Here is a 20,959-nt window from a genome sequence, read left to right on the forward strand (position 1 = left end):
GGGGTTTTCTCGCAATCGCTATATACAAACAAACATAGCGAAGCCGCACAGGCAGCAGCAGGACTCACTCAATAACAACATGCTTTTGTGGAGCAAGACTGTGAACAAATCGCCCCTCGCGCTCGCCGTTATTTGCGGCGTGCTCGCCCAGCAAGCCGGCGCTGCCGGTTTCGTCGAAGACAGCAAGGCCACCCTGGGCCTGCGTAATTTCTACTACGACCTCAACCAGAAGAACGGCGACAACTTGCCGTCTGCCCATGAATGGGGCCAAGGCTTCCTCTTCAATTACACCTCGGGTTTCACCCAGGGCACCGTTGGGTTTGGCGTGGATGTTGTAGGCCTGGCGGGCATCAAGCTGGACTCCGGCGGCACCAACACCAAAGCCGACCGCAGCCGCACGCCCGGCCAACTATTCCCGCTGGAAAGCGACGGCAGCGCCACCGACAGCTACGGCAAGGCCGGCGCCACGGCCAAGCTGCGCATCTCGAAAACCGAAGCCCGCCTGGGGACCTTGCAGCCAAAACTGCCAGTGGTGACCTTCAACGACGGGCGCTTGCTTCCGCAACTGTTTGAAGGCGGCCAGGTAACCACCAACGAAATCGACGGCCTCACCGTGGTCGCCGGCCAACTGGAGCACACCAAAACCCGTAGCTCGACCGACGATGTTGGTCTGCGTATCGCCGGCGCCACCCGTCCAAACGGTACGTCACCAGACACACCAATCTCCGATTCCAACAAGTTCTATTACGCCGGTGGTGACTACAAAATCACCAAGGACCTGACCGCGCAGTACTACTACGGCAACCTGGAAGACTTCTACACCCAGCATTTCTTCGGCCTGACCCACAACTGGGGCATTGGCCCGGGCGTGTTGAAGTCTGACCTGCGCTACTTCCTCAGCGATTCCGACGGCAAAAACAGCAGCACGTCCGGCCGTGCCGAAGGCTATCGCAGCAGCGGCTACTGGGCATCGGGCGCGGCGGACCCGCACCGCTATGAAGTCGACAACCAGACCTGGAGCGCGATGTTCACCTACACCCTCGGTGGCCATGCGCTGAGCGCCGGTTACCAGGAAGTGTCGGGCGACAGCGCCTTCCCCTTCCTCAACCAGGGTGACGGCTCCACCGCGTACCTGATCACCGACCGCCAGATCGGCAAATTCCTCGCGGCCGGCGAGCAAACCTGGCTGGCCGAATACGGCTACGACTTCGCCAGCGTTGGCGTACCGGGCCTGAAAACCGTGATCACCTACTTGAGCGGCAACAACATCAATGCCGCCGGCGGCGACGCCAAAGAGTGGGAACGCGACTTTCGCATCGACTACACCCTGCAGGACGGCGCCCTCAAAGGCCTCGGTTTCACCTGGCGTAACGCCAGCCTGCGAGGCAACACCAGCACTGCCGACCAGGACGAAAACCGCCTGATCGTCAGCTACACCCTGCCCCTCATGTAACAACCTGCACGCTTCAGGACGGTAGGTATTTGCCGGGCCCAGCGCCCGGCTTTTTTTCGTCACCGCATCAATCCAATCGAGGCTAAAGCCTCTCCCACCCTGGACCGCATTTCCTTGTAGGAGAGGCTTCAGCCTCGATGCTTTTGATCTGATGCTAAGATCGCCGCCAAATTAAAAAAACTGACGCACAGCCCATGAAACTCGAAGGCCAATTCTGGATTACCCACAACGGCAATGACGTCGCCGGCGAAGGTCGTATCGCGCTGCTGCGCGCCATCGACTCCACCGGCTCGATCAGCCAGGCCGCCAAGGCCGTGGGCATCAGCTACAAATTCGCCTGGGACTCCATCGACGCCATGAACGGCGCCTCCGGCAGCCCCTTGGTGCAACGCAGCGCCGGCGGCAAAGGCGGCGGCGGCACGCAACTGACCGACGCCGGCCACGCGCTCATCGCCAGCTACCAACGTTATCAACAGGAGCACGCGCGGTTTCTGCAACGTCTGGGCGACGACGAGGATGTGTCCACCCTGCTGGAATTCATGGAACGCCTGCGGATGAAAACCAGCGCGCGCAACCTGCTGTTCGGCACCGTGGTTGCGATTCAAAACGGCGAGGTAAACGACCTGGTGGAATTCCAGCTCAATACCGGCGACCGACTAACCGCCTCCATCACCCACGACAGCACCGCCCGCTTGCAACTCCAAACTGGCGTGGCAATGCATGCGTTGCTGAAAGCGTCATGGGTGCAATTGGTGCCCGTCGATTATCGAAGCGAGGAATCCAGCGACAACCTGCTGCGCGGTGAAGTGCGCCAGGTAACTCGCGGCTCGGCGGAAACCGAAGTAAGCATGGAGTTAACCGGCGGCGCCACGCTGGTGGCCGTGCTGAGCAACGCCCAGGCCGATGGCCTGGACCTGACGCCGGGCAAGCCGGTCGCGGCCCTGGTCAAGGCCGCCCATATGATCCTCGGGCGCTTTTAAAGCCCCCTACTTCCACCACGGATAGAAGCTCGGCATTGCATTGGCTGATTGCGCGCTGTAGTCGGCCGGGCGCTTGTCGAGAAACGCCTGCACGCCTTCCTTGCCGCCTTCGATGCTGGTGTAGAACATGCCCAGCGAATCGACCTTGTGCGCTTCCAACGGGTGATTCTGCGCGGCATTGCGGTACATCATCTGCCGCGTGAGGGCGATGGCCACCGGGTTGAACTGGGTGATGCGCCGGGCAATCTTGTAGGCCTCTTCCAGCAGCTGGTCGGCCGGCACCACGGCTTTTACAAAGCGCCCCGCAAGCGCCTCTTGCGGCTTGAGAATATCGCCGCTGTACACCCACTCCAGCGCCTGGGAAATGCCCACAATGCGCGGCAAAAACCAGCTGGAACAGGCTTCCGGCACGATGCCGATCTTGTTGAACACAAAGCCGATGCGCGCATTTTCCGAGGCCAGGCGGATGTCCATGGCGCAGGTCATGCTGGCGCCAATGCCCACCGCCGCGCCGTTGATGGCGGCAATCACCGGCTTCTTGCAGTCGAAAATCGCCAGGGTCACGCGCCCGCCGGTATCGCGCACGCCGTCGCGAATGGCTGGGTCGTCGAGGCGGTCCTGCATGTCTTGCAAGGTCGGCTGCTGGCTTTCATCCAAACCAAACACGTTGCCGCCCACCGACAGGTCCATGCCCGCGCAAAACGCCTTGCCGGCACCGGTCACGACAATGGCGCGCACTTCGTCATCGTCGCTGGCGCGGTTGAAGGCATCGATCAACTCGTGCGCCATTTCCACGGTGAACGCATTCATCTGCTCGGGACGATTCAGGGTGAGGGTCAGAATCTGCTCGCTCACCTGATAGCTGAGGGTGTTGTAGGACATGGGCCGCTCCTGGCAAAAACCGTTGGGGTTCCTATCATGCCTAGCGCGGCCGCCAGCGCCCCGCCGATTAGTAGGGCGAATGTGCCAACGCTGGTGCGGTAAATGATTTAATGGCCGCGTTTTTCACCTCAGAACACCTATGCCCGACCTTCACTTCGACGCGCTGCCTGCCGTCATGCGGCCTTTGCTGAACAAGTTTTACCGCGCTCACCAGTCCTCCATGCGCGCCGGCGCGGACGACCAACTGTGGGTCGCGAAAACGGGCGAGATCGTGGCCGCACTGTGCTTGCGCCCGCTAGCGGCCGACAGCGGCTTTTGGCTCACGAGCCTGTTTGTCGCGCCGACATTTCGCCAGCAGCAGATCGCCAGCCGCTTGGTTACACGGGCCTGTGCACAGGTAGCGGCACCGGTGTGGTTGTTCTGCCATCCCGACCTGGCCGGTTTCTATGCTCGATTGGGGTTTGCCGAGGCCGAGCACTTGCCGCCGTCACTGGCTGAGCGTCTTGTGCGCTACCAACGCAGCAAAGCCCTGATTGCCCTGCACCGCGATGGCCAACCTTTGGCCAGCCCCGCCTGACTGCTACACTACGCGCCGGCGCCGCCCAGGCCGCCGCCCGCCCCACCTCGTTTGCGTGTCAGGAACAGCATGAAAATCGACAAAAAAACCGCCATTGCCCGCCGTAACCAACAACTCGGTGGCGCAGTGCTCGGCGTCAACAACACGCACTTTGCGACCATCAACCTGAACAAGAACATCTGGTGGTTCGACATTCCGGTCGGGCGCCTGAAAATCGGCCAGTACGAATGGGTGCACCTGCTCATGCACAACCACGTCACCGATGAACTGCATCACCTGCGTGTACCGACCTTGTATCTGCGTACCCACGAAGACGGACTGGTCACCCGCAATAAAGGTAGCCGCAACTCCACGGTGAGCATTGAACTGTCTGCCGACTGCGACTCACTGTTTCAGGACGTTCGCCCCACTGGGACCGGCGTGCGCTTCGCCGAGTTTGTGCAGGCCTAAAGCCAGCTTTGCCCTTACATAACCTTTACACGCTGTTTGGGCACTTCACTCTGTATCGCGCGTCTTACAGATAACCCGGAATCAACTCACCGGGCATCAGGAGACCATCATGTTAAGTCTGCCCAAAATTGCGCTGTTGCTCGGCAGCCTCGCCCTTGCCGGCCAGGCCTCCGCCCACGGTGGCGACGGTGGACCTTTTGTGCTCGGTGCAGTGGTTGGTGCAGTGGTAGGCGGCGCAGTCGTTGCCTCACAGCGCGCCCCGGTTTACGTCCAGGCCCCGCCACCCCCGCCAGTCGCTTACTACCCGCCGCCACAGCCGGTGTATGCCCAACCGGTTTACTACCAGCCGGTAGTGGTGGAAGCGCCGCGCTATTACGGCCCCCGTTACTACGCGCCACCACCCCCTCGGCCGGTGTATTACCGGCCTCGGGGTTACGGCTATGGCCGTCACGACGGTCGCTGGTAACGAAAAAGCCCACCGCATTGGTGGGCTTTTTTTCGCCTGCTCCATGGGCTTAATGAAATCATCACAATTGCAGGGCATCATTCCCGGCAGCTGAAGGATCAGCCCTATCAAACAAACAGCCCGCCCTGACGCGGGCTTTTTGTTGCCTGGCGTTTTTACTGCGTCGCAACGAACTCATTGCTTTTGCCCAGCCGAGCCCTTAGAACAACGGCCAGGCTTATCAAAAAAACAATGCAGTGCCGACCAGGAAATTCGCCCATGTCCATAGCCGACACCCTGAAAAAACGCATCTCCACCCGCGCCTTTCTCGATACGCCCGTGGACGCCGCCACCGTCCACGCCCTGCTCGAAGATGCACGCTGGTCGCCGTCGGGCGGCAACTTGCAGCCCTGGAAAGTAATTGCGGTGGCTGGGGCGGAAAAAACCGCGCTGGAGCGCCTGGCTGTAGAAGCATTGATGCGCAACCCCAAGGGTGAAGTGGGCGACTACCCGATCTACCCCGAAGGCCTGCAAGACCCCTACCGTGCGCGGCGCTACAAGATTGGCGAAGACATGTATGCCCTGCTTGGCATACCCCGTGAAGACAAAGGCGCGCGGCTGAAGTGGATGTCTCGTAATTACCAATTCTTCGGCGCGCCGGTAGGCCTGTTCTTCGTTATCGACAAGGAAATGGGCAACGGCCAATGGGCGCATGTCGGCATGTTTATGCAGTCCCTGGCACTGCTTGCCGAAGAGCGCGGCCTGGGCACCTGCATGCAGGAAGCCTGGGGCATGGCGCGTGACAGCCTGCACCGTCACTTCGGCCTGGCGGACAACGAGGTGGTGTATTGCGGCATGGCACTGGGCTATCCGGACCGCGAGGCGGCGGTAAACCAGCTGCGGTCGGAACGGGCTGAAGTTGAGGAATTCGCTCGATTCCAGGGATTCTGACTAACGCCAGTCGCCACTAACGTGTGCCCGACCCCGGCGTTAGCGCTAAAAACGCCTTGGTTGGAAAAACCATGAACGGACACTCGACAGCGGTAAATTTCACGATCTAGAATACTGTATATACGAACAGTAAAAAGGATTCCGCTGAATGACCGCCGCCGCACGCCAGCCCAGCCAATACGAACTGCTCGCCACTCGCCTGCAGAAGATCATCAATTCCCCGGCCGCGCAGAAAGCCAAAACAGCCTTGTTATACAAGGCGCCAGATGAATCGGAAGACGACTGGGCACAAGTGCTGGCAGAGATCGGCGAAACCGACAATGTCACCATCGCCTATCGCGACGACGGTGGCGTGCATCTGTTCTGGGTGGTGCCGCAGGACGATTGAAGCGATTAACCGCGTAAGGCTGCTCAGGCAGGCTCTGGGTGGTTCGCGGACTCGTGAATAGCTGGCAAACCCAGCAGTTGCCGGCTCAGCCGCGCATGTTCTGCGGCGTAAGCGACCGAATTCAAACCGTTGAGCCTTAGCTTTTCCTGCGCCGAGACGACCTTGGCCAACGCAGTCTGCGGGTCGCTGGCGACCTGGCGAATGACGTCGCGCAACGCCAGCGGATCGTGCGGCTCGACGTACCAAACGTCGTCGTCATCGAAATACCCACGTAGGCCGCCCACGTCCGTGACGATCAGCGGACAGCCTTTGACAATGGCCTCCTCGACCACCGTGATACCCGAGGCATGCAAGTTCTCGCTGAGCGGCACCACGATGATATCGGCGGCTTCGAACAGCGCGTTCAACTCACTGTTCTGTGTGGGTGTGGTTATTTGGCAATTGGCCTTGTCGCTGACCAAGCTCCTCGGGGCCGTGCCGGAAACAATGACCAGGTTGCAGTCTTGCTGGTCCCGCACGGCGTCCACCAAGGTCGTCCAATCCCGATGGCGGTCGTTACCGAGCGAGAGCAGTTGCAACGGTCTCTGGCTTCGCGGGGCTCTGGGCGGTTGGGGGCGAGAGGAGTGGATGCCGAAGCGAACGAATTCGCAGCGCTTGCCGGGAAATATCTCTCGTGCTTTCTCGGTATTGAGAGGCGACAGGAAGGTAAGAATATCGGCCCTGGAAAGGAGCGCGGTGTAAAGGCGGCGCCTTGGGGTGGAGAGCTGGTCCCACTGATCGCAGAGCCAAACCGATTGCAGCAGTAACTTGGGCGGCGTTTTTCGTGGGTGTAACCGGCAGAGCAGCGCTGCCGCCAGGCTCATGCTTTCGGTATGCGTCCACACCACGTCGGCCGCGAAAAATGCTTTGCGATTGCGCCAGGCATGCACGAAATCAAAACCGAGCAGAACGCGCACCACGTAGCGCCATAATTTGCCGATTATCCCTTCGGACTGATCTTCGGAATAACGAACGTCAAAGCCGTCCTTCACGGCATGGTGGTAGCCGTAGGCATACTCTTCGTTCAAGCCAATAATTTTTCCGGCGCGGAAACGACTGTTCCAACTGGAGGCACCAAATCCGTGTGCTAGCAGAACAAATGCAATTGGAAGAGCACTCATCTCGATATCCCTGTGCGTGAAACGCAGCAGCACGAGGGTACCAATGAAGGCAGTTAGTATCAATCCGCCATCAGTCGGAGACCGCCCGAAATAAAGGGCGGCGGCCCTAGTGCGAGGGTTTCAACCTATGGACATTGGTTCATTTGTGCGGCTTTTCAGGGACGCCAGGCACAACTTGGTGCCGTTGAGAGGAATCGAACCTCCGACCTCCTGCTTACGAGGCAGATGCTCTACCGACTGAGCTACAACGGCGCGCGCCAGGGACACTCTGAAACAGCGCTGACGACTATAGCTAACGCTGGTCGTAACGCGCTGCCGACCGTCAGGGCAGTTCGATGCGGTCGGCGTGAATAACCAGCTCGCCTTGCTTGTACAGGGCACCGATGGCTTTTTTGAAGTTGCCTTTGCTGACGCCGAACAAGGCAGAGATGGTTTCCGGCGGGCTTTTGTCGCTCACGGCCAGGGTGCCGCCGCTTTCACGCAGCTTGGTCAGAATTTGCTCGTGCAGGCCGGTGGCGGCTTCTTTACCGACCGGCTGCAGGCTCAGGCTGAGTTTGCCGTCCGGGCGGATCTCTTTGATAAAGCCTTTTTCCTGCTTGCCGGGGCGCAGGAACTTGAACGCTTCGTTCTTGTGGATCAGGCCCCAGTGCTGGTTGTTGATGATGGCTTTGAAGCCCATGTCGGTGGACTCGGCCACCAGCAGGTCAACAGCCTCACCGACCTTGTAGTTGGCTGGCGCATTGTCCAGATAACGGTCCAGGCGCGCAGTGGCGGTGATGCGGCGGGTGTGTTTGTCGAGGTACACGTGCACCACGCAATAGTCACCGGCCTGCAAGGTGCGCTTTTCTTCGGAGTACGGCAGCAGCAGGTCTTTGGACAGACCCCAATCGAGGAAGATACCGATGCTGTTGACTTCCTTGACCTTCAAACTGGCGAATTCGCCCACCTGCACTTTGGGCTTTCGTTGGTGGCGATCAGTTTGTCGTCGCTGTCGAGGTAGATGAAAACGTTTAACCAGTCTTCGACTTCGCTTGGCGTGTCTTTTGGGATATAGCGGTTGGGCAACAGAATTTCGCCGTCGGCGCCGCCGTCCAGATAAAGACCGAAGTTGGTGTGTTTAACCACCTGCAAACTGTTGAAACGTCCAATCAAAGCCATGTGCACTGCCCTCGTTGCGTGGCCGGCATTCTACCCGATGCGCGTAGGCAAGTGACGGCCGAACGGCAAACCCGGATAATCCCGCGCTTACTCTGCCGATGAGCCGCCCATGACCAGCGAACACAACAGCAACGCCCTTCACGGCGTCACCCTGGAAGCCATTGTCACTGCGCTCGAAGCGCACTACGGCTGGGAAAAGCTCGGGCAACTTATCGCCATTCGCTGTTTTCAGAGTGAGCCTAGCGTGAAATCCAGTCTGAAATTTCTGCGCAAAACCCCGTGGGCCAGAGAAAAAGTCGAAGCTCTGTACCTGCGTACCAAACTGCGCTGACCGACGGCGAACACCGTCAAACTCGCGGAATATCCAGCTTCTCAAGGCTTAACAAGCGCTTACCCGAGCTTTGCGCAAAACACCCTCGGCCTGTACGTCGCCATATCAAGCATTAATAGCCGGGCCAGGGACGCTCATTTTGTGTACAATGCCTGGCCAAATTACTGTTGACAGGTTAAATGGCCGCCATGCGCGTTAAAGCATCCGAAATGAAGAAAAAAGCCCCTCCAGCCGTTGAAACCCACAGCTCGATCGACGATGCAGTGTCGGCTTTCCTGAAGGCCGGCGGCCAGATCCAGGAAATTCCAAAAGGTGTTAGCGGTCAGGTGTTCGCCCCATCGCGTCACATCACCCTCGGTAAAAAGTAAGACCCCTCTATTGCTGCTGTTCCAAGCGCTTGATTTTGCCGTACTGAATAAAGCGCTCGAACAGCTGTAGTAAACGCCCCCCGCTTCACCCCGCATCCATCTTCTGCAAATAGTCGTGATAAGCCCGGCAACTACATGGCTACTCACACATTCCCTTGCTCGCTGCAAACAAGCTTCTGGCCTCTAGCACAGAGTTGTTTCAGAATCGTGTCACACCGCCTTAGGTCGCTCCTTTTACTCGTCGACTGGCTCGGATTCTCTCTGCCTTATCTCAGGAGCTCCTGTGCGCATTTACAGCCACTGGCTGCAGCACCCGGCTTATTCAGTGATCGCCCGCGGTTTTCTCTTGCTCGCTGTGCCGTTACTCGCTCGCCTTTTCTCGGTTGGTCGAATGGCTTCGGCTATTTGTCGGACCTGGCTATCGGCTCGCTCCTTCTATTGCTCCTGCACAACCGCCCGCTCTGGCTGACATTGCCGGTGCTGCTGGCATGGAGCCTGTTCACCCTGAGCACCGCTGAATTGGTGGGCGCTGTGGGGCGCATGCCGGAAGTCAGCGATCTGCAATACCTCACCGACCCACAATTTGTCGGCCACTCCACCCAAGGCGGCGGCCTGACCTACCCGCTGCTGGCCGTCGGCCTGGCCCTCGGTTTGCTGGCCAACCTGTTGGTTCGGCGCCGGGACAAGGCCGTGTACTTGCCGCTCTACACCTTCGCCCTGCCCCTGGGTTTCGCAGCCCTGCACGCCAGCGGCCAGTACCTCGCACCCAGTGAAGCGGTGCAGTGGAAGCAGTTCAACCTACCGCACAAGCTGCTGGCCGAAGCCTTCAATACCGGGCAACTGCGCCTGGAAGCCTGGCTGGACGACGACGCCCCCGACACCAAGCCCGATATCGCCGGCCTCAGCCAACTCGACCTGAATGGCACCAAGCTCTTCGCCGGCAAAGGCCAGGCGAAGAACGTATTGATCGTGACACTCGAAGGCATTCCCGGCGCCTATATCGCCGCCGACCGCCAGGCGCTGCACAGCAGCTACCAGCAAGACCTGATGCCGCGCCTGAGCCAATGGGCCGAACGCGGCATGAATACCCCGGATTACGTCCTGCATAGCCACCAGACCATTCGCGGCCTGTACGCCATGCTCTGCGGCGACTACAGCAAGCTCGACAGCGGCACGCCCAAAGGCCTGGAGCTGCTCAACAGCACCACCCGCAACCTGCAATGCCTGCCGGCACAACTGCGCGACCAAGGCTTTCGCACCACCTTTCTGCAAGGCGCCGGCCTGCGTTTTATGGCCAAAGACAAAATCATGCCGCACATGGGTTTTGAGCAAACCCTGGGCCGCAACTGGTTCAAAAACAAGCCGTACCTGGAATTCCCCTGGGGCATGGACGACAAGGCCTACTTCGAGGGCGCGCTGAAACAAGTAAGCGAACTGCGCCAGTCGAAAAAGCCCTGGATGCTCACCCTGCTCACGGTCGGCACGCACCAGCCCTACTCCGCCCCGCAGGACTATCTGGACCGCTACCCCACCGACAAGCAGGCAGCCATCGGTTATCTGGACGACGCCGTCGCCGACTTCCTCGCCAGCCTTGAGCAGCAAGGCGTACTGAAAGACACCCTGGTCATCGTCACGTCCGATGAATCCCACGGCATCGACGACGTCCGTCTGGCCTCGGCCTGGGGTTTCAACCTGATTCTGGCACCCGAACAAAGCAGCCTGCCGAAACTGAAAAGCGGTGTGTACGGTCATGTCGACCTCACCGCCTCGGTGCTCGACTACTTCGACTTCCAGGTGCCGCCCAACCTCTCCGGCCGCTCGCTGTTTCGCGACTACAGCACCGGCCGCGAAATCATGTCGTACACCAATGGCCTGCTGCGCCAGCACGACGGCAAGGGCACCTTTACCGAATGCGACTTCCAGCAGATCTGCCGGCGCTATGCCAGCGAAGGGTTTATTGCCGACCAGGCCAAGTACCTGGGCCGTGACGGTAGCAAGCAGGCGCGGTTGATCAGTCAGCGTGCGGCGCTGCTCGACCAGTCATTGAGCAACGGCGAAATCGGCCAGCAATACCAGTTCGCCAATAACGAGCGCATCAGCCTGAAAGCCATCGCCAAGGACGACTGGGCCGACAACCTGATCGGCGCCCAGTACCTGGAGTTGCCGCAAGGCACCCACACCAAGGTCACCCTGACCATTCGTGCCGTGCGCATGGCCAAGCAAGGGGCCAAGCTGCTGCTGAAAACCAAGGAGTTCGACCGCGATGTAGCCGGCCTGATTCCCGCGCTGCCAGACCTCAAGCCCGGGCAAACCCTCAAGGTCAGCTTTGGCTTCGACAACCTGGAAACCCGCAAAGCCTTCTCCTTCCACCTGCTGGGCGAAGGCCGCGGCGCCATCGAGATCACCGACTTCAGTGTGGTCACCCAACCGCTGCTGCCACCGGACTTGCTCGACCTGGAAAAAACCCAGGAAAGTGCCCAAATCGAAACCGAAGACAGCGAAGAACCCAGCGCCGAGCAGGTCGACCTCTAGCGGCGCTTATTCAACCAGGCCAACGCGCACCAAACTGCCGGCGGCCTGGTCGGTCAACAGATACAAATAACCATCCGGCCCTTGGCGCACGTCCCGAATGCGCCCCAGCTTGCCACTGAGCAAGCGTTCCTCATGCACCACCTCATTGCCGTTGAGCTCCAGGCGAATCAGCGACTGGTCGGCCAGCGCGCCGATAAACAGGTTGTGCTGCCAGCCGGCAAAACGCTCGGCGTTATAGAACGCCATACCGCTAATGGCCGGTGATTTCTCCCAGACAAAATGCGGCGGCTCGGTGCCCGGAGCGGTCTTGCCCTTGGCCTCCTTGATGGGCAGCAAGGTGTAATCCACACCATGGGTCGCCAGCGGCCAGCCGTAGCTTTTGCCCGCCTGAGGAATATTGATTTCATCGCCGCCACGTGGCCCATGTTCGTGCACCCACAGCGTATTGGTCCAGGGATTCAGCGCCGCGCCCTGGGCATTGCGGTGCCCGTACGACCAAACCTCACCCCGCGCACCAGACTTGCCCACAAACGGGTTGTCCTCGGGAATGCTGCCATCAGCATTCAGGCGCACCACTTTGCCTTGCAGCTTGCCGAGGTCCTGCGCGGCCATGCGCTGGTAGTTTTCGCCGAGGGTAATAAACAGATGGCCCTGGCCATCGAACACCAGGCGCGAGCCGAAATGATTGCCGGTGGATAACTTCGGCGCCTGGCGGAAAATCACCTGAAAGTCGTCCAGCTGAGTGTTATCCGCCGACAGCTTGCCGCGCCCCACCGCCGTACCGGCCAGCTCGTCATCACCGGCTTCGGCGAATGCCAGGTACACCCAACGGTCTTCGGCAAAGTTCGGCGACACCGCCACATCCAGCAAGCCGCCCTGGCCATGGCTGAAAACTGCGGGTGTTCCGCTCACCGTGCTAGTGGAACTGAAGTCGCTGGCCACCAACCGCAGTTGACCGGGCCGCTCGCTGATCAGCACCTGGCCGTCGGGTAAAAAGGCCATGCCCCAGGGGTGCTGCAGGTCATTCACCAAGTAGTCCACCTGCAAGGTGCCGCGCTCGCTGGGTTGCTGAAAGTTCTCCTCGGCCTGGGCCATTGTCCAACCGCCGGCGACCGATAAACCGATTACTGCCAACGCTCTGTACAGCATCATCACACCTGCGCGTCTGAATTCGAGTAGGGCGAAAGACTGGCAAAAAAATGCCTGCGCGGCTGGGTGCAATTGCAACGGGAAACTACGAGCAGCGCCTAATAGTCTGCGTACTTGCGCTCGATGGCTTCGTACTCACCATTGCGGCGAATGGCGGCCAGGCCCAGGTTGAATTGGTCGCGCTGAATCTGAAAACGAAAACCCACCTTGTATGGCGTGGGGGGAAACAGCGGGTACCAGGTCAGCGGCTGAGTGATATCCACCACGTCGAGCACATCGCGGTTGAAGTAACGAACCACCTTGGGGTCGCCCACGATCACGTCGATCCGCCCGCTGTACAGCAGGCGATTACGCGTCACCTGCTGGGCTTCTTCACGGTAATTGGGGAGGTTGTTTACGGCGGCGGCATATTCCGGCCCGAGCAGAAAACGCGCGCGCTGGAAGGCGCTGACCGAATACTTACGCAGGTCGCTCAGCGTATGAATTTGCAGATTGCGCGAGGCCAGCGCCGCCACCGCGTTGTGGTAGTAGATGTAAACGTCCGAGTAATACGCCGCCACGCCGCTCAGCTCGTTGGTGGTGGCAATGCAGTCGATTTCGCCGCGCCCGAGCATCATATGCAGACGCTCCATCGGCGCGAAGTATGGCTGCATCTCATACCCCGCACTGCGCAGCGCCGCCTGCACGATTTCGTACTCCAGCCCCGTGCGTTCGGTCTCGAATACATACGGCGGCTTATTGGTGCCAAAGCCAATGCGAAACGGATCGGCCGCCACCGGCAGGCTCAGCAGCCAGAACAGCGCCAAGGCGTAGAGCAAGCGGAACATGCCACCTCCTTGGTCTGTGGACGCGTTACTCCAGCATAGCCGCCGTACCAGCGTTGGGCTGAACCAATGCGCGATGGGCAGCGTCACACAGCTACTTGCCTGCCTGGAGCACATTGATGCCTGTCATTTCTCTCGCCAGCTTCGCCCTTGTGCTGTTAGCCACGGCCCTGCCCAGCGTGGCCGCCGAACCGTTGCGGCTGGTACACCTGCAGCGCTGCGGCGATCTGCTGGCGGGCGGTCCGTTGAATTACTGCCTCAATGCCCAGGGCCTGCAACCGAGTGCGGTGCGGGTGCTCCTCGGCAGCCAGCCGTTAGCAGCAAAATCCATCCAACGCGATGGCCAGCAGTTACGTCTGCAGCTGGACCCCAGCACCCAAAAAAGCGCCCCGATCTGGCTGGAGCAGGAAGGCCAGGCCAGCAACCCGGTGTGGCTTTCGCTCAATAGCAGCCATGTACTGGCGGCCAAGCCCGATGAAGTGGCGAAGAACATGGACGGTCTGACCACCTATACCAACCTGGTCAGCCTGATCATCGAAGAGAACGCCGACGGCCTGAGCACGTCGCGGCAACTGGCGAAAAAATACGGTGCAGAGGTGGTCGGGGCGATACCTCCGCTCAACACCTATCAACTGCGCCTGCCAGCCACCAATCTGCTGGAGCGCGATGCGCTGGTGTTGCGCCTGGGCACCGAAGTGAATGTCGATGCCGTGGTTATTGAAGAGTCCGGCGCCGAAGAAGGCGAAGGCAGCAACGTCCTGGCCGCCGGCAAACAAGCCCCCGAGGAAAAACCCAGCGGGGATGAATGGGCGGCCAACCGTTTTCTCGATGCCGTGAATTACTACCAGCGGCGCATTCCTTCTGTGCACAAGCCGGTGCCGACCACGCCGATCCGCATTGGCGTGATCGAACGCAATGTCGACTTCGACACCGCTGACTTCAGCGACTACCTCGGCGCCGCTCCACGCATCGACGGCAAACCCCACACCCGCGTTTACGCCCGCGATGCCAGCAAGCCCGACGGCCACGGCACCACGGTAGCCGGCATTCTCGCCGCGCGCTGGGACAAAGGCGGCAACACCGGTTTTCTCCGTGGCCTGGACGGCGCCGGGCCAGGTTTTGAGGTGATTGTGGAACGCAACTCCGACGCCGGCATTACCGCCAATATCGCCGCCTCGGTAAACCTGGTGGAAGACGGCGTGCGGGTGCTGAACTGGAGCTGGGGCATTCACCGGGTCGGGGCCAAAAATATCCAGGGCGATGAAATCGATTCGCTGGTGCGCTCGGGCCTTGCCATGAATGGCTATGAAGAGTTGCTCGAAGAGTTTTTCCTCTGGCTGCGCGCCAAGCACCCGGATGTGATCGTGGTGAACTCGGCCGGCAACGGTTCTTCCTACTCCGGTGCCGATGAATACCGCCTGCCCTCCTCCTTTATTACCGACCAGTTGTTTGTGGTCGGCGGCCATCAGCGCAGCGAACGCCAGGACGTGGCTGTGGATGACCCGGCGTACGTGGTCAAACGCAGCTCTTCAAACAGCGATATGCGCGTCGATATCACCGCCGCCGCCTGCGCCCACGCCTCCACCGTGCGGGCCGATGCCGCGGGCGATGCCCACTGCGGCACCTCGTACGCCACGCCGATGGTGACCGGCATCATCGCCGCCGTGCTGTCCATCAACCCCGACTTGCACCCCGAGCAAGTGCGCATGCTGCTGCGCCGCAGCGCCATGACCATCGGCGAGAACTTCGACTTCGAGCCGGCCGACGCCGAAGACCTGACGGCCCCGATTCTGCCCTCCGAACGCAACTACGATTTAAACAACAAAGACGTCGGTCGCTCGGCCCGGCTGGATATGCAAAAGGCGCTCGACCTGGCAGTGGAGAGTCGTGATCGGGTGAGGTAGCGCGGATACGCTGCACGCATATCCGCCCATACACAGAACCGCGCGGCGGATACGCCGACGGCGTATTCGCCCTACACTTCTCGCTTCGTTCAACTGCCAGGAAGATCAGCATGCTTAAAGCCCAGTACCAAACCCGCGGCCCGGTGCCGCAAGACGTGATCGAAGCCGTCGACCTGCAACTGCCGGCCCTGACCGCCGGCCAGGTACGCATCAAAGTACTGGCCGCGCCGATCAACCCGTCCGACGTGCTCACCCTCACCGGCCAGTACGGCATGCTGCCGCCACTGCCCGCCATTGGCGGCAACGAGGGCGTGGGCAAAGTTGAGGAACTGGGCCCGGACGTTACCGCCCTCAAGGTCGGCCAGACCGTGTTGCTGCCGGTGGGCTGCGGCACCTGGGTCACCCACTTGAACACCGACGCCAGCAAGCTGATTCCCCTGCCCGACGCCGACCCGCAGCAACTGGCAATGCTCACCGTCAACCCGCCAACCGCGTCCTTGCTGCTAAGCCAATTCGTCGATCTGCAGCCCGGCGAATGGGTCATTCAGAACGCCGCCAACTCCGGCGTCGGCAGCTACCTGATGCAACTGGCCAAGCTGCGCGGCTTTAAAACCGTCAACGTGGTACGCCGTGACTCGGCCATTGCCGCTACTCAGCAAGACGGCGGCGACGTGGTGCTGGTAGACGGCCCGGACCTCGCCAAACGTGTACGCGAAGCCACCGGCAGCGCCACCATCCGCCTGGCGATCGACGCCGTTGGCGGCGCGGCTACCGACCACCTGGCTGCCTGCCTGGGTGAAGGCGGCACCGTGGTGAACTACGGGATGATGAGCGGCGAGCCGTGCCAGGTTTCGCCGTCAGCCATCGTGTTTCGCGACGTGACGCTGAAAGGCTTCTGGCTGGCGAAATGGTTTCGCGCGGCCAGTCAGGCTGAGCAAGGCAAGGTGTTTGGGGAGTTGGTGCAGCTGATTGCCAGCGGCAAACTGAAAACCCGAATTGCTGCGACGTATGACGTTAGCCAGATCAAAGAAGCAGTTGGTGCGGCAGCGGGCGGCGAGCGTGAAGGCAAGATTTTGATCGTGCCGAACTAAGCCCATCACCTCCGTACGCAAGATGATGCAAAGACACCTGTCATCCCGCGCAGGCGGGGATCCAGAATATCGCGACGAACACCGTACTCCTGAACCACTCTGGATCCCCGCCTGCGCGGGGATGACGGTGGGGTGCGAAATTACTCCGCCGCTGGCGCTTCCGGCTTCTTACGCTTCAACGGCGCCATACCATCGCCGCTCACCAGCGAGCTCTTCGGCTTGTTGGCGGTTTTGCGTTTGGTTGGCGACTTGGCCACGGCTTTCTTGTCGCCTTTCTTGTCGGTCTTTTTCTTCTTCACGCCGACTGCTTTGCCCGAGGCTTTGACCTTTTTTGGGCCGCCGTAGGTGCCTTTCAATTCCTTGACCACGCGCCGCTCGAAGCTCTGCTTCAGATAGCGCTCGACGCTGGACATCAGGTTCCAGTCGCCATGGCAAATCAGCGAAATTGCCAGGCCTTCGTTACCGGCGCGGCCCGTACGGCCGATGCGGTGTACGTATTCATCGCCGCTGCGCGGCATGTCGTAGTTGATCACCAGGTCCAGGCCGTCCACGTCCAGGCCACGGGCCGCGACGTCGGTCGCGACGAGGATTTTCACCCCGCCCTGTTTCAGGCGGTCGATGGCCAGTTTGCGGTCTTTCTGGTCCTTCTCGCCGTGCAGCACGAACACCTTGTGTTCAGCGGCTACCAAGCGGCCGTAGAGGCGGTCGGCCGCCACGCGGGTGTTGGTGAAGATAATGGCTTTCTGGTAGGTCTCGTTGGCCAGCAACCAATACACCAGCTGCTCTTTGTGCTGGTTATGGTCAGCAGTGATGATCTGCTGACGCACGCCATCGCTCAGTTGGCTAACGGCGTTGAGCTGCAGGTGCAGCGGATCCTTAAGCACCGAATTGACCATCTCGCGCAGGCCGTTGCCGCCGCTGGTGGCGGAGAACAGCATGGTCTGGTGCGCGCCTTTGCATTCGCCGGCCAGACGTTGCACGTCTTCGGCAAAACCCATGTCGAGCATGCGGTCGGCTTCGTCCAGCACCAGCACTTCCACGGCCTTGAGGTCGAGGTTGCCGGCGTTCAGTTGCTCCAGCAGACGGCCCGGGGTGCCGATCAGAATGTCCGGCACCTTGCGCAGCATGGCAGCTTGTACTTTGAAGTCTTCACCGCCGGTGATCAGGCCGGATTTGATAAAGGTGAACTGCGAGAAGCGCTCCACCTCTTTCAAGGTTTGCTGGGCCAGCTCGCGGGTGGGCAGCAGAATCAGGGCGCGGATCACCACGCGAGGCTTGGCGTCGCCCATCAGGCGATTGAGCATTGGCAGCACGAAGGCCGCGGTTTTGCCGCTGCCGGTTTGCGCGGTAACCCGCAGGTCTTTCCCTTCCAGCGCCGGCGGAATGGCCGCGACTTGTACCGGGGTGGGCTCGACAAACTTCAGCTCGGCCACGGCTTTAAGCAGGCGTTCATGCAGGGCGAATTGGGAAAACACGGGGGGCTACCTCGGCGAAGATCACTAAACAGCCGCATAGGTTACCGGTTGTTGCCCCGGAACGCCCGCAGTCTGTGCAGGCTATCGACCGTAGGCGCGCGCTGCGGCATTGCAAAATGGCGTTGAGGTGGCATTCTTGCGGCCGGAAAAAAGTGGCCTTGAGGAGTTTTTATGACCGTTCTGACCATCGCCGCCGCGTGCCTGATGGACCCTCAGGGCCGCCTGCTGCTGGTACGTAAACGCGGCACCCAGGCCTTTATGCTGCCCGGGGGCAAACGCGAACCGGGCGAAACGGCGCTGGCCACCTTGCAGCGTGAATTGCTTGAAGAGTTAAACCTGACGCTGCCGGCCGAGGTCTTCGACGTGCTCGGCCACTTCCACGCACCAGCGGCCAATGAGCCCGAAACCTGGATAGACGCCGACATCTTTGTTGCTGCCATCAACCAGCCCGTAGCCGCAGCCGCCGAACTGGAAGAGCTGGCCTGGCTCGACCTGCAGGCGCCCGCGCGCGACGACCTGGCGCCGCTACTGCGGTTGCACGTGTTGCCGCGCCTGCTTGCGCAACACGTGAATGCTGTCCCAGCCGGTTAATACAATCGCCAGCCAGATAGGGATATAGGTCCACAGCTGCGCCGGGTTGAACGTTTCGCCGAGAAACAGCACCGCCACCGCAAACAGCAGCGCCGGCTCCACATAACTGAGAATGCCGAATACGCCGAGCGGCAAGAGCCGGCTGGACGCCATCATCGCCGCAAAGGCCAAGGTGCCCAGCAGGCCGATGCCCGGCAGCAGCCACCACATATGCGGCGCCTGGGTGAACAGATCGGCCGGGCCGTAAACGTGGATCAGCCAGATCGCCAGCGGCGCGAGCATCAACATTTCCAGAATAAAACCGGACAGCGAGTCCAGGCGCATCCAGCGGCGCAGCATGAAATACGGCGGATAGCCCAGCGCCGTCACCAGCGTCGCCCAGGAAAACGCGCGGGTCAGCCACAGTTCATGCAACACGCCTAACAGCGCCAGGCCGACGGCGATGCCCTGCAAGGGGCTCAAGCGTTCCTGATAAAACACCCGGCCGACCAGCACCATGGTCAGCGGCAGCAGGAAGTAGCCCAGGGTGATGTCCAGCATCATTCCCTGCAGCGGCGCCCAGAGAAATAGCCCCCACTGAATGCCGATCAAGGCTGCCGCCACCGGCAGGGCGAGCACCAGCAACGGCTCGCGGCGCAGGCGCTGCAACACTCCGAACAGCAGACCCCATTGCCGCGACAACGCGACCAGCAGCAACACCATGGGAATGGACCAGAGCACGCGCTGGGCAAAGATCTGCACACCGTCGAGCGGCGCCAGCTGCTTTACATAGCCGGGCATAAAGGCGAACAGCAACGACGCCGTCACCGACAATGCCACCCCGCGACCGGACAGCTTCATGCTCCACCTCAGGCGAAAAATAGCCGGCGACCATAGCGCGGTTGCCGGTCTCGTGTCGCGGGGTAGGTTGGGTTGAGCGCAGCGAAGCCCAACGATACAAGGGCTCAGGCCCCACCGCCGATGTCACACGGGACCTTTGAAAACCGAACAGTTCTGTTTGATAAACCCGAACTGTTCGGGTCGATATCGGTGCTGGGGCAAAAGGATTTGTATCGTTGGGCTTCGCCTTTGGCTCAGCCCAACCTACAGCTGCGCTAACCCCACCGGCTGCCGATGCTCCGCCAGATACGGCAACACCGCCGCGAGCAACGGCGCCTTGAACGCCTCCTGGAACCGGTGGGCCAGGCCCGGAATCAACTTCAGCTGCGCGCCTTTGATATGCGCCGCCACGTGCACGCCATGCATCACCGGCAGCAACGGGTCGGCCGTGCCATGCACCACCAGCGTCGGCACCCGCAGGCGGTCGAGCAAGGCCACGCGGCTAGGCTCGGCGAGAATGGCGAGAATCTGCCGTTGCACACCGGCGGGATTGAAGGCGCGGTCATAGGCGACGGCGGCCTGTTCTTTGAGCAGCGCGCGGTCGTCATGCACGGTCGGGCTGCCCAGCGCGGCGAGCAAATCGGCTTGTTGCTCGATAGCCACTTCGCGGTTCGGTGCTTCGCGGCGGGCCAACAACGCCAGCAATGCCGGCTTGGGTTCCGGCAGGCCCTGGGCGCCGGAGCTGGTCATTATCAGGGTCAGGCTGGCGACGCGGTCGGGCGCCATGTCGGCCATGTGCTGCGCGATCATGCCGCCCATGCTCGCGCCCAATACGTGGAAGCGCGACACATGCAGGTTGTCCATCAAACCCAAGGCATCCTGAGCCATGTCAGTGAGGCTGTATGGCGCCGCGACGGAAAACCCGAGCTTGTAGCGCAGCACTTCATAGGTGAGGTTGGCCGACTCCGGCGCCTGCGCCCAGGTGGACAGGCCGACGTCGCGGTTGTCGTAACGAATCACCCGAAAGCCTTGCTGACAGAGGGCGACCACCACCTCATCCGGCCAATGAATCAGCTGCCCACCCAGGCCCATCACCAGCAGCAAGGCCGGGTCGGACTCACGGCCGATGCTCTGGTACGCAAGGTTCACCTCGCCCAGATCAGCCCGTTGAGTCGGAACATTGACATCGCACCGCGAGGCCGCAAAAGACGGCAAGGCACACCACAAGGCGGCCCAGAAAAGAAACGCACGCATAAGAAAACACCAACACGCAAAACCCCAGTAAGGCCGGATTGTGCTGACACTTGTAGGAGCGCGCTGCCACACAACCGTGACAATTTGATGAAGGGCGCCGAACGGTCGTGACTTGATCCTGTTAAACCTTGTGTCGATCTCATCACGCTGTAGGAGAGGCTTTGGCCTCGATTCCTG

The 20,959-nt window shown here is 60.8% G+C and carries 19 protein-coding genes, 1 tRNA gene and 2 pseudogenes; 13 read left to right on the forward strand and 9 right to left on the reverse strand.

Features of this window, described 5'->3' with window-relative positions:
• The first annotated feature begins 100 nt into the window (after positions 1 to 100).
• Positions 101 to 1,453, forward strand: coding sequence for an OprD family porin (locus AC0V2S_RS10435; protein ID WP_475509676.1), 1,353 nt, complete (start codon positions 101 to 103; stop codon positions 1,451 to 1,453).
• A 194-nt stretch (positions 1,454 to 1,647) separates the two neighbouring features.
• Entirely contained in the window at positions 1,648 to 2,433 is a 786-nt protein-coding gene (locus tag AC0V2S_RS10440) for a TOBE domain-containing protein (protein ID WP_475509677.1), read from the forward strand.
• 6 nt (positions 2,434 to 2,439) lie between these two features.
• Here AC0V2S_RS10440 and AC0V2S_RS10445 read toward each other — a convergent pair whose 3' ends face one another.
• Complete coding sequence (locus AC0V2S_RS10445) at positions 2,440 to 3,315, reverse strand: crotonase/enoyl-CoA hydratase family protein (RefSeq protein WP_475509678.1); 876 nt, start codon at positions 3,313 to 3,315, stop codon at positions 2,440 to 2,442.
• A gap of 139 nt (positions 3,316 to 3,454) precedes the next feature.
• On the opposite strand from AC0V2S_RS10445, the gene AC0V2S_RS10450 reads away from it, so the two are divergent.
• From AC0V2S_RS10450 to AC0V2S_RS10470, 5 genes are all read left to right on the forward strand, one after another.
• Positions 3,455 to 3,892 (forward strand): GNAT family N-acetyltransferase, encoded by a 438-nt coding sequence (locus tag AC0V2S_RS10450; RefSeq protein ID WP_475509679.1) that lies wholly within the window; start codon positions 3,455 to 3,457, stop codon positions 3,890 to 3,892.
• A 69-nt stretch (positions 3,893 to 3,961) separates the two neighbouring features.
• A complete protein-coding gene (locus tag AC0V2S_RS10455) occupies positions 3,962 to 4,342 on the forward strand; it encodes a hypothetical protein (RefSeq protein WP_475509680.1) in 381 nt (126 codons plus the stop codon).
• Between the two features lie 109 nt (positions 4,343 to 4,451).
• Entirely contained in the window at positions 4,452 to 4,808 is a 357-nt protein-coding gene (locus AC0V2S_RS10460) for a hypothetical protein (protein WP_475509681.1), read from the forward strand.
• A 258-nt stretch (positions 4,809 to 5,066) separates the two neighbouring features.
• The gene (locus AC0V2S_RS10465) at positions 5,067 to 5,738 is read left to right on the forward strand and encodes a nitroreductase (RefSeq protein WP_475509682.1); all 672 of its coding nucleotides are present in this window, start codon (positions 5,067 to 5,069) and stop codon (positions 5,736 to 5,738) included.
• Positions 5,739 to 5,886: 148 nt separating this feature from the next.
• Complete coding sequence (locus tag AC0V2S_RS10470) at positions 5,887 to 6,126, forward strand: DUF1654 domain-containing protein (RefSeq protein ID WP_475509683.1); 240 nt, start codon at positions 5,887 to 5,889, stop codon at positions 6,124 to 6,126.
• A gap of 23 nt (positions 6,127 to 6,149) precedes the next feature.
• Here AC0V2S_RS10470 and AC0V2S_RS10475 read toward each other — a convergent pair whose 3' ends face one another.
• From AC0V2S_RS10475 to AC0V2S_RS10485, 3 genes and pseudogenes are all read right to left on the reverse strand, one after another.
• Positions 6,150 to 7,319 carry a glycosyltransferase gene (locus AC0V2S_RS10475; RefSeq protein WP_475509684.1) on the reverse strand — a complete coding sequence of 390 codons (1,170 nt, stop codon included), beginning with the start codon at positions 7,317 to 7,319 and terminating at the stop codon, positions 6,150 to 6,152.
• A gap of 143 nt (positions 7,320 to 7,462) precedes the next feature.
• Positions 7,463 to 7,538: transfer RNA gene (locus tag AC0V2S_RS10480), tRNA-Thr, on the reverse strand.
• 70 nt (positions 7,539 to 7,608) lie between these two features.
• Positions 7,609 to 8,444, reverse strand: a pseudogene (locus AC0V2S_RS10485) (CvfB family protein).
• 109 nt (positions 8,445 to 8,553) lie between these two features.
• On the opposite strand from AC0V2S_RS10485, the gene AC0V2S_RS10490 reads away from it, so the two are divergent.
• From AC0V2S_RS10490 to AC0V2S_RS10500, 3 genes and pseudogenes are all read left to right on the forward strand, one after another.
• A complete protein-coding gene (locus AC0V2S_RS10490) occupies positions 8,554 to 8,775 on the forward strand; it encodes a VF530 family protein (RefSeq protein ID WP_475509685.1) in 222 nt (73 codons plus the stop codon).
• A 179-nt stretch (positions 8,776 to 8,954) separates the two neighbouring features.
• Positions 8,955 to 9,143, forward strand: coding sequence for a hypothetical protein (locus AC0V2S_RS10495; RefSeq protein WP_177411319.1), 189 nt, complete (start codon positions 8,955 to 8,957; stop codon positions 9,141 to 9,143).
• Between the two features lie 283 nt (positions 9,144 to 9,426).
• A pseudogene (locus AC0V2S_RS10500) lies at positions 9,427 to 11,675 on the forward strand (LTA synthase family protein).
• A 6-nt stretch (positions 11,676 to 11,681) separates the two neighbouring features.
• On the opposite strand, the gene AC0V2S_RS10505 reads toward AC0V2S_RS10500, so the two are convergent.
• The gene (locus AC0V2S_RS10505) at positions 11,682 to 12,827 is read right to left on the reverse strand and encodes a PQQ-dependent sugar dehydrogenase (protein WP_475509686.1); all 1,146 of its coding nucleotides are present in this window, start codon (positions 12,825 to 12,827) and stop codon (positions 11,682 to 11,684) included.
• 95 nt (positions 12,828 to 12,922) lie between these two features.
• Positions 12,923 to 13,651 carry a substrate-binding periplasmic protein gene (locus tag AC0V2S_RS10510; protein ID WP_475509687.1) on the reverse strand — a complete coding sequence of 243 codons (729 nt, stop codon included), beginning with the start codon at positions 13,649 to 13,651 and terminating at the stop codon, positions 12,923 to 12,925.
• A 116-nt stretch (positions 13,652 to 13,767) separates the two neighbouring features.
• Here AC0V2S_RS10510 and AC0V2S_RS10515 point away from each other — a divergent pair, with 116 nt between their 5' ends.
• Positions 13,768 to 15,552 carry a S8/S53 family peptidase gene (locus tag AC0V2S_RS10515; protein ID WP_475509688.1) on the forward strand — a complete coding sequence of 595 codons (1,785 nt, stop codon included), beginning with the start codon at positions 13,768 to 13,770 and terminating at the stop codon, positions 15,550 to 15,552.
• A gap of 110 nt (positions 15,553 to 15,662) precedes the next feature.
• A complete protein-coding gene (locus AC0V2S_RS10520) occupies positions 15,663 to 16,643 on the forward strand; it encodes a zinc-dependent alcohol dehydrogenase family protein (RefSeq protein ID WP_475509689.1) in 981 nt (326 codons plus the stop codon).
• Between the two features lie 140 nt (positions 16,644 to 16,783).
• On the opposite strand, the gene AC0V2S_RS10525 is transcribed toward AC0V2S_RS10520, so the two are convergent.
• Positions 16,784 to 18,118 (reverse strand): DEAD/DEAH box helicase, encoded by a 1,335-nt coding sequence (locus AC0V2S_RS10525; RefSeq protein ID WP_475509690.1) that lies wholly within the window; start codon positions 18,116 to 18,118, stop codon positions 16,784 to 16,786.
• A gap of 171 nt (positions 18,119 to 18,289) precedes the next feature.
• On the opposite strand from AC0V2S_RS10525, the gene AC0V2S_RS10530 reads away from it, so the two are divergent.
• Positions 18,290 to 18,709: an NUDIX hydrolase gene (locus AC0V2S_RS10530; RefSeq protein WP_475509691.1), complete on the forward strand. Its 420-nt coding sequence runs from the start codon at positions 18,290 to 18,292 to the stop codon at positions 18,707 to 18,709.
• Here AC0V2S_RS10530 and rarD read toward each other — a convergent pair.
• Together rarD and AC0V2S_RS10540 are read right to left on the reverse strand one after the other, a co-directional pair.
• Positions 18,644 to 19,549, reverse strand: a complete 906-nt coding sequence (gene rarD, locus AC0V2S_RS10535; protein ID WP_475509692.1) for an EamA family transporter RarD — start codon at positions 19,547 to 19,549, stop codon at positions 18,644 to 18,646. The genes AC0V2S_RS10530 and rarD overlap by 66 nt on opposite strands.
• Positions 19,550 to 19,792: 243 nt before the next feature.
• Positions 19,793 to 20,782 (reverse strand): alpha/beta fold hydrolase, encoded by a 990-nt coding sequence (locus AC0V2S_RS10540; protein ID WP_475509693.1) that lies wholly within the window; start codon positions 20,780 to 20,782, stop codon positions 19,793 to 19,795.
• Positions 20,783 to 20,959: the final 177 nt, after the last annotated feature.

This window comes from Pseudomonas sp. CC11G, assembly GCF_056174845.1.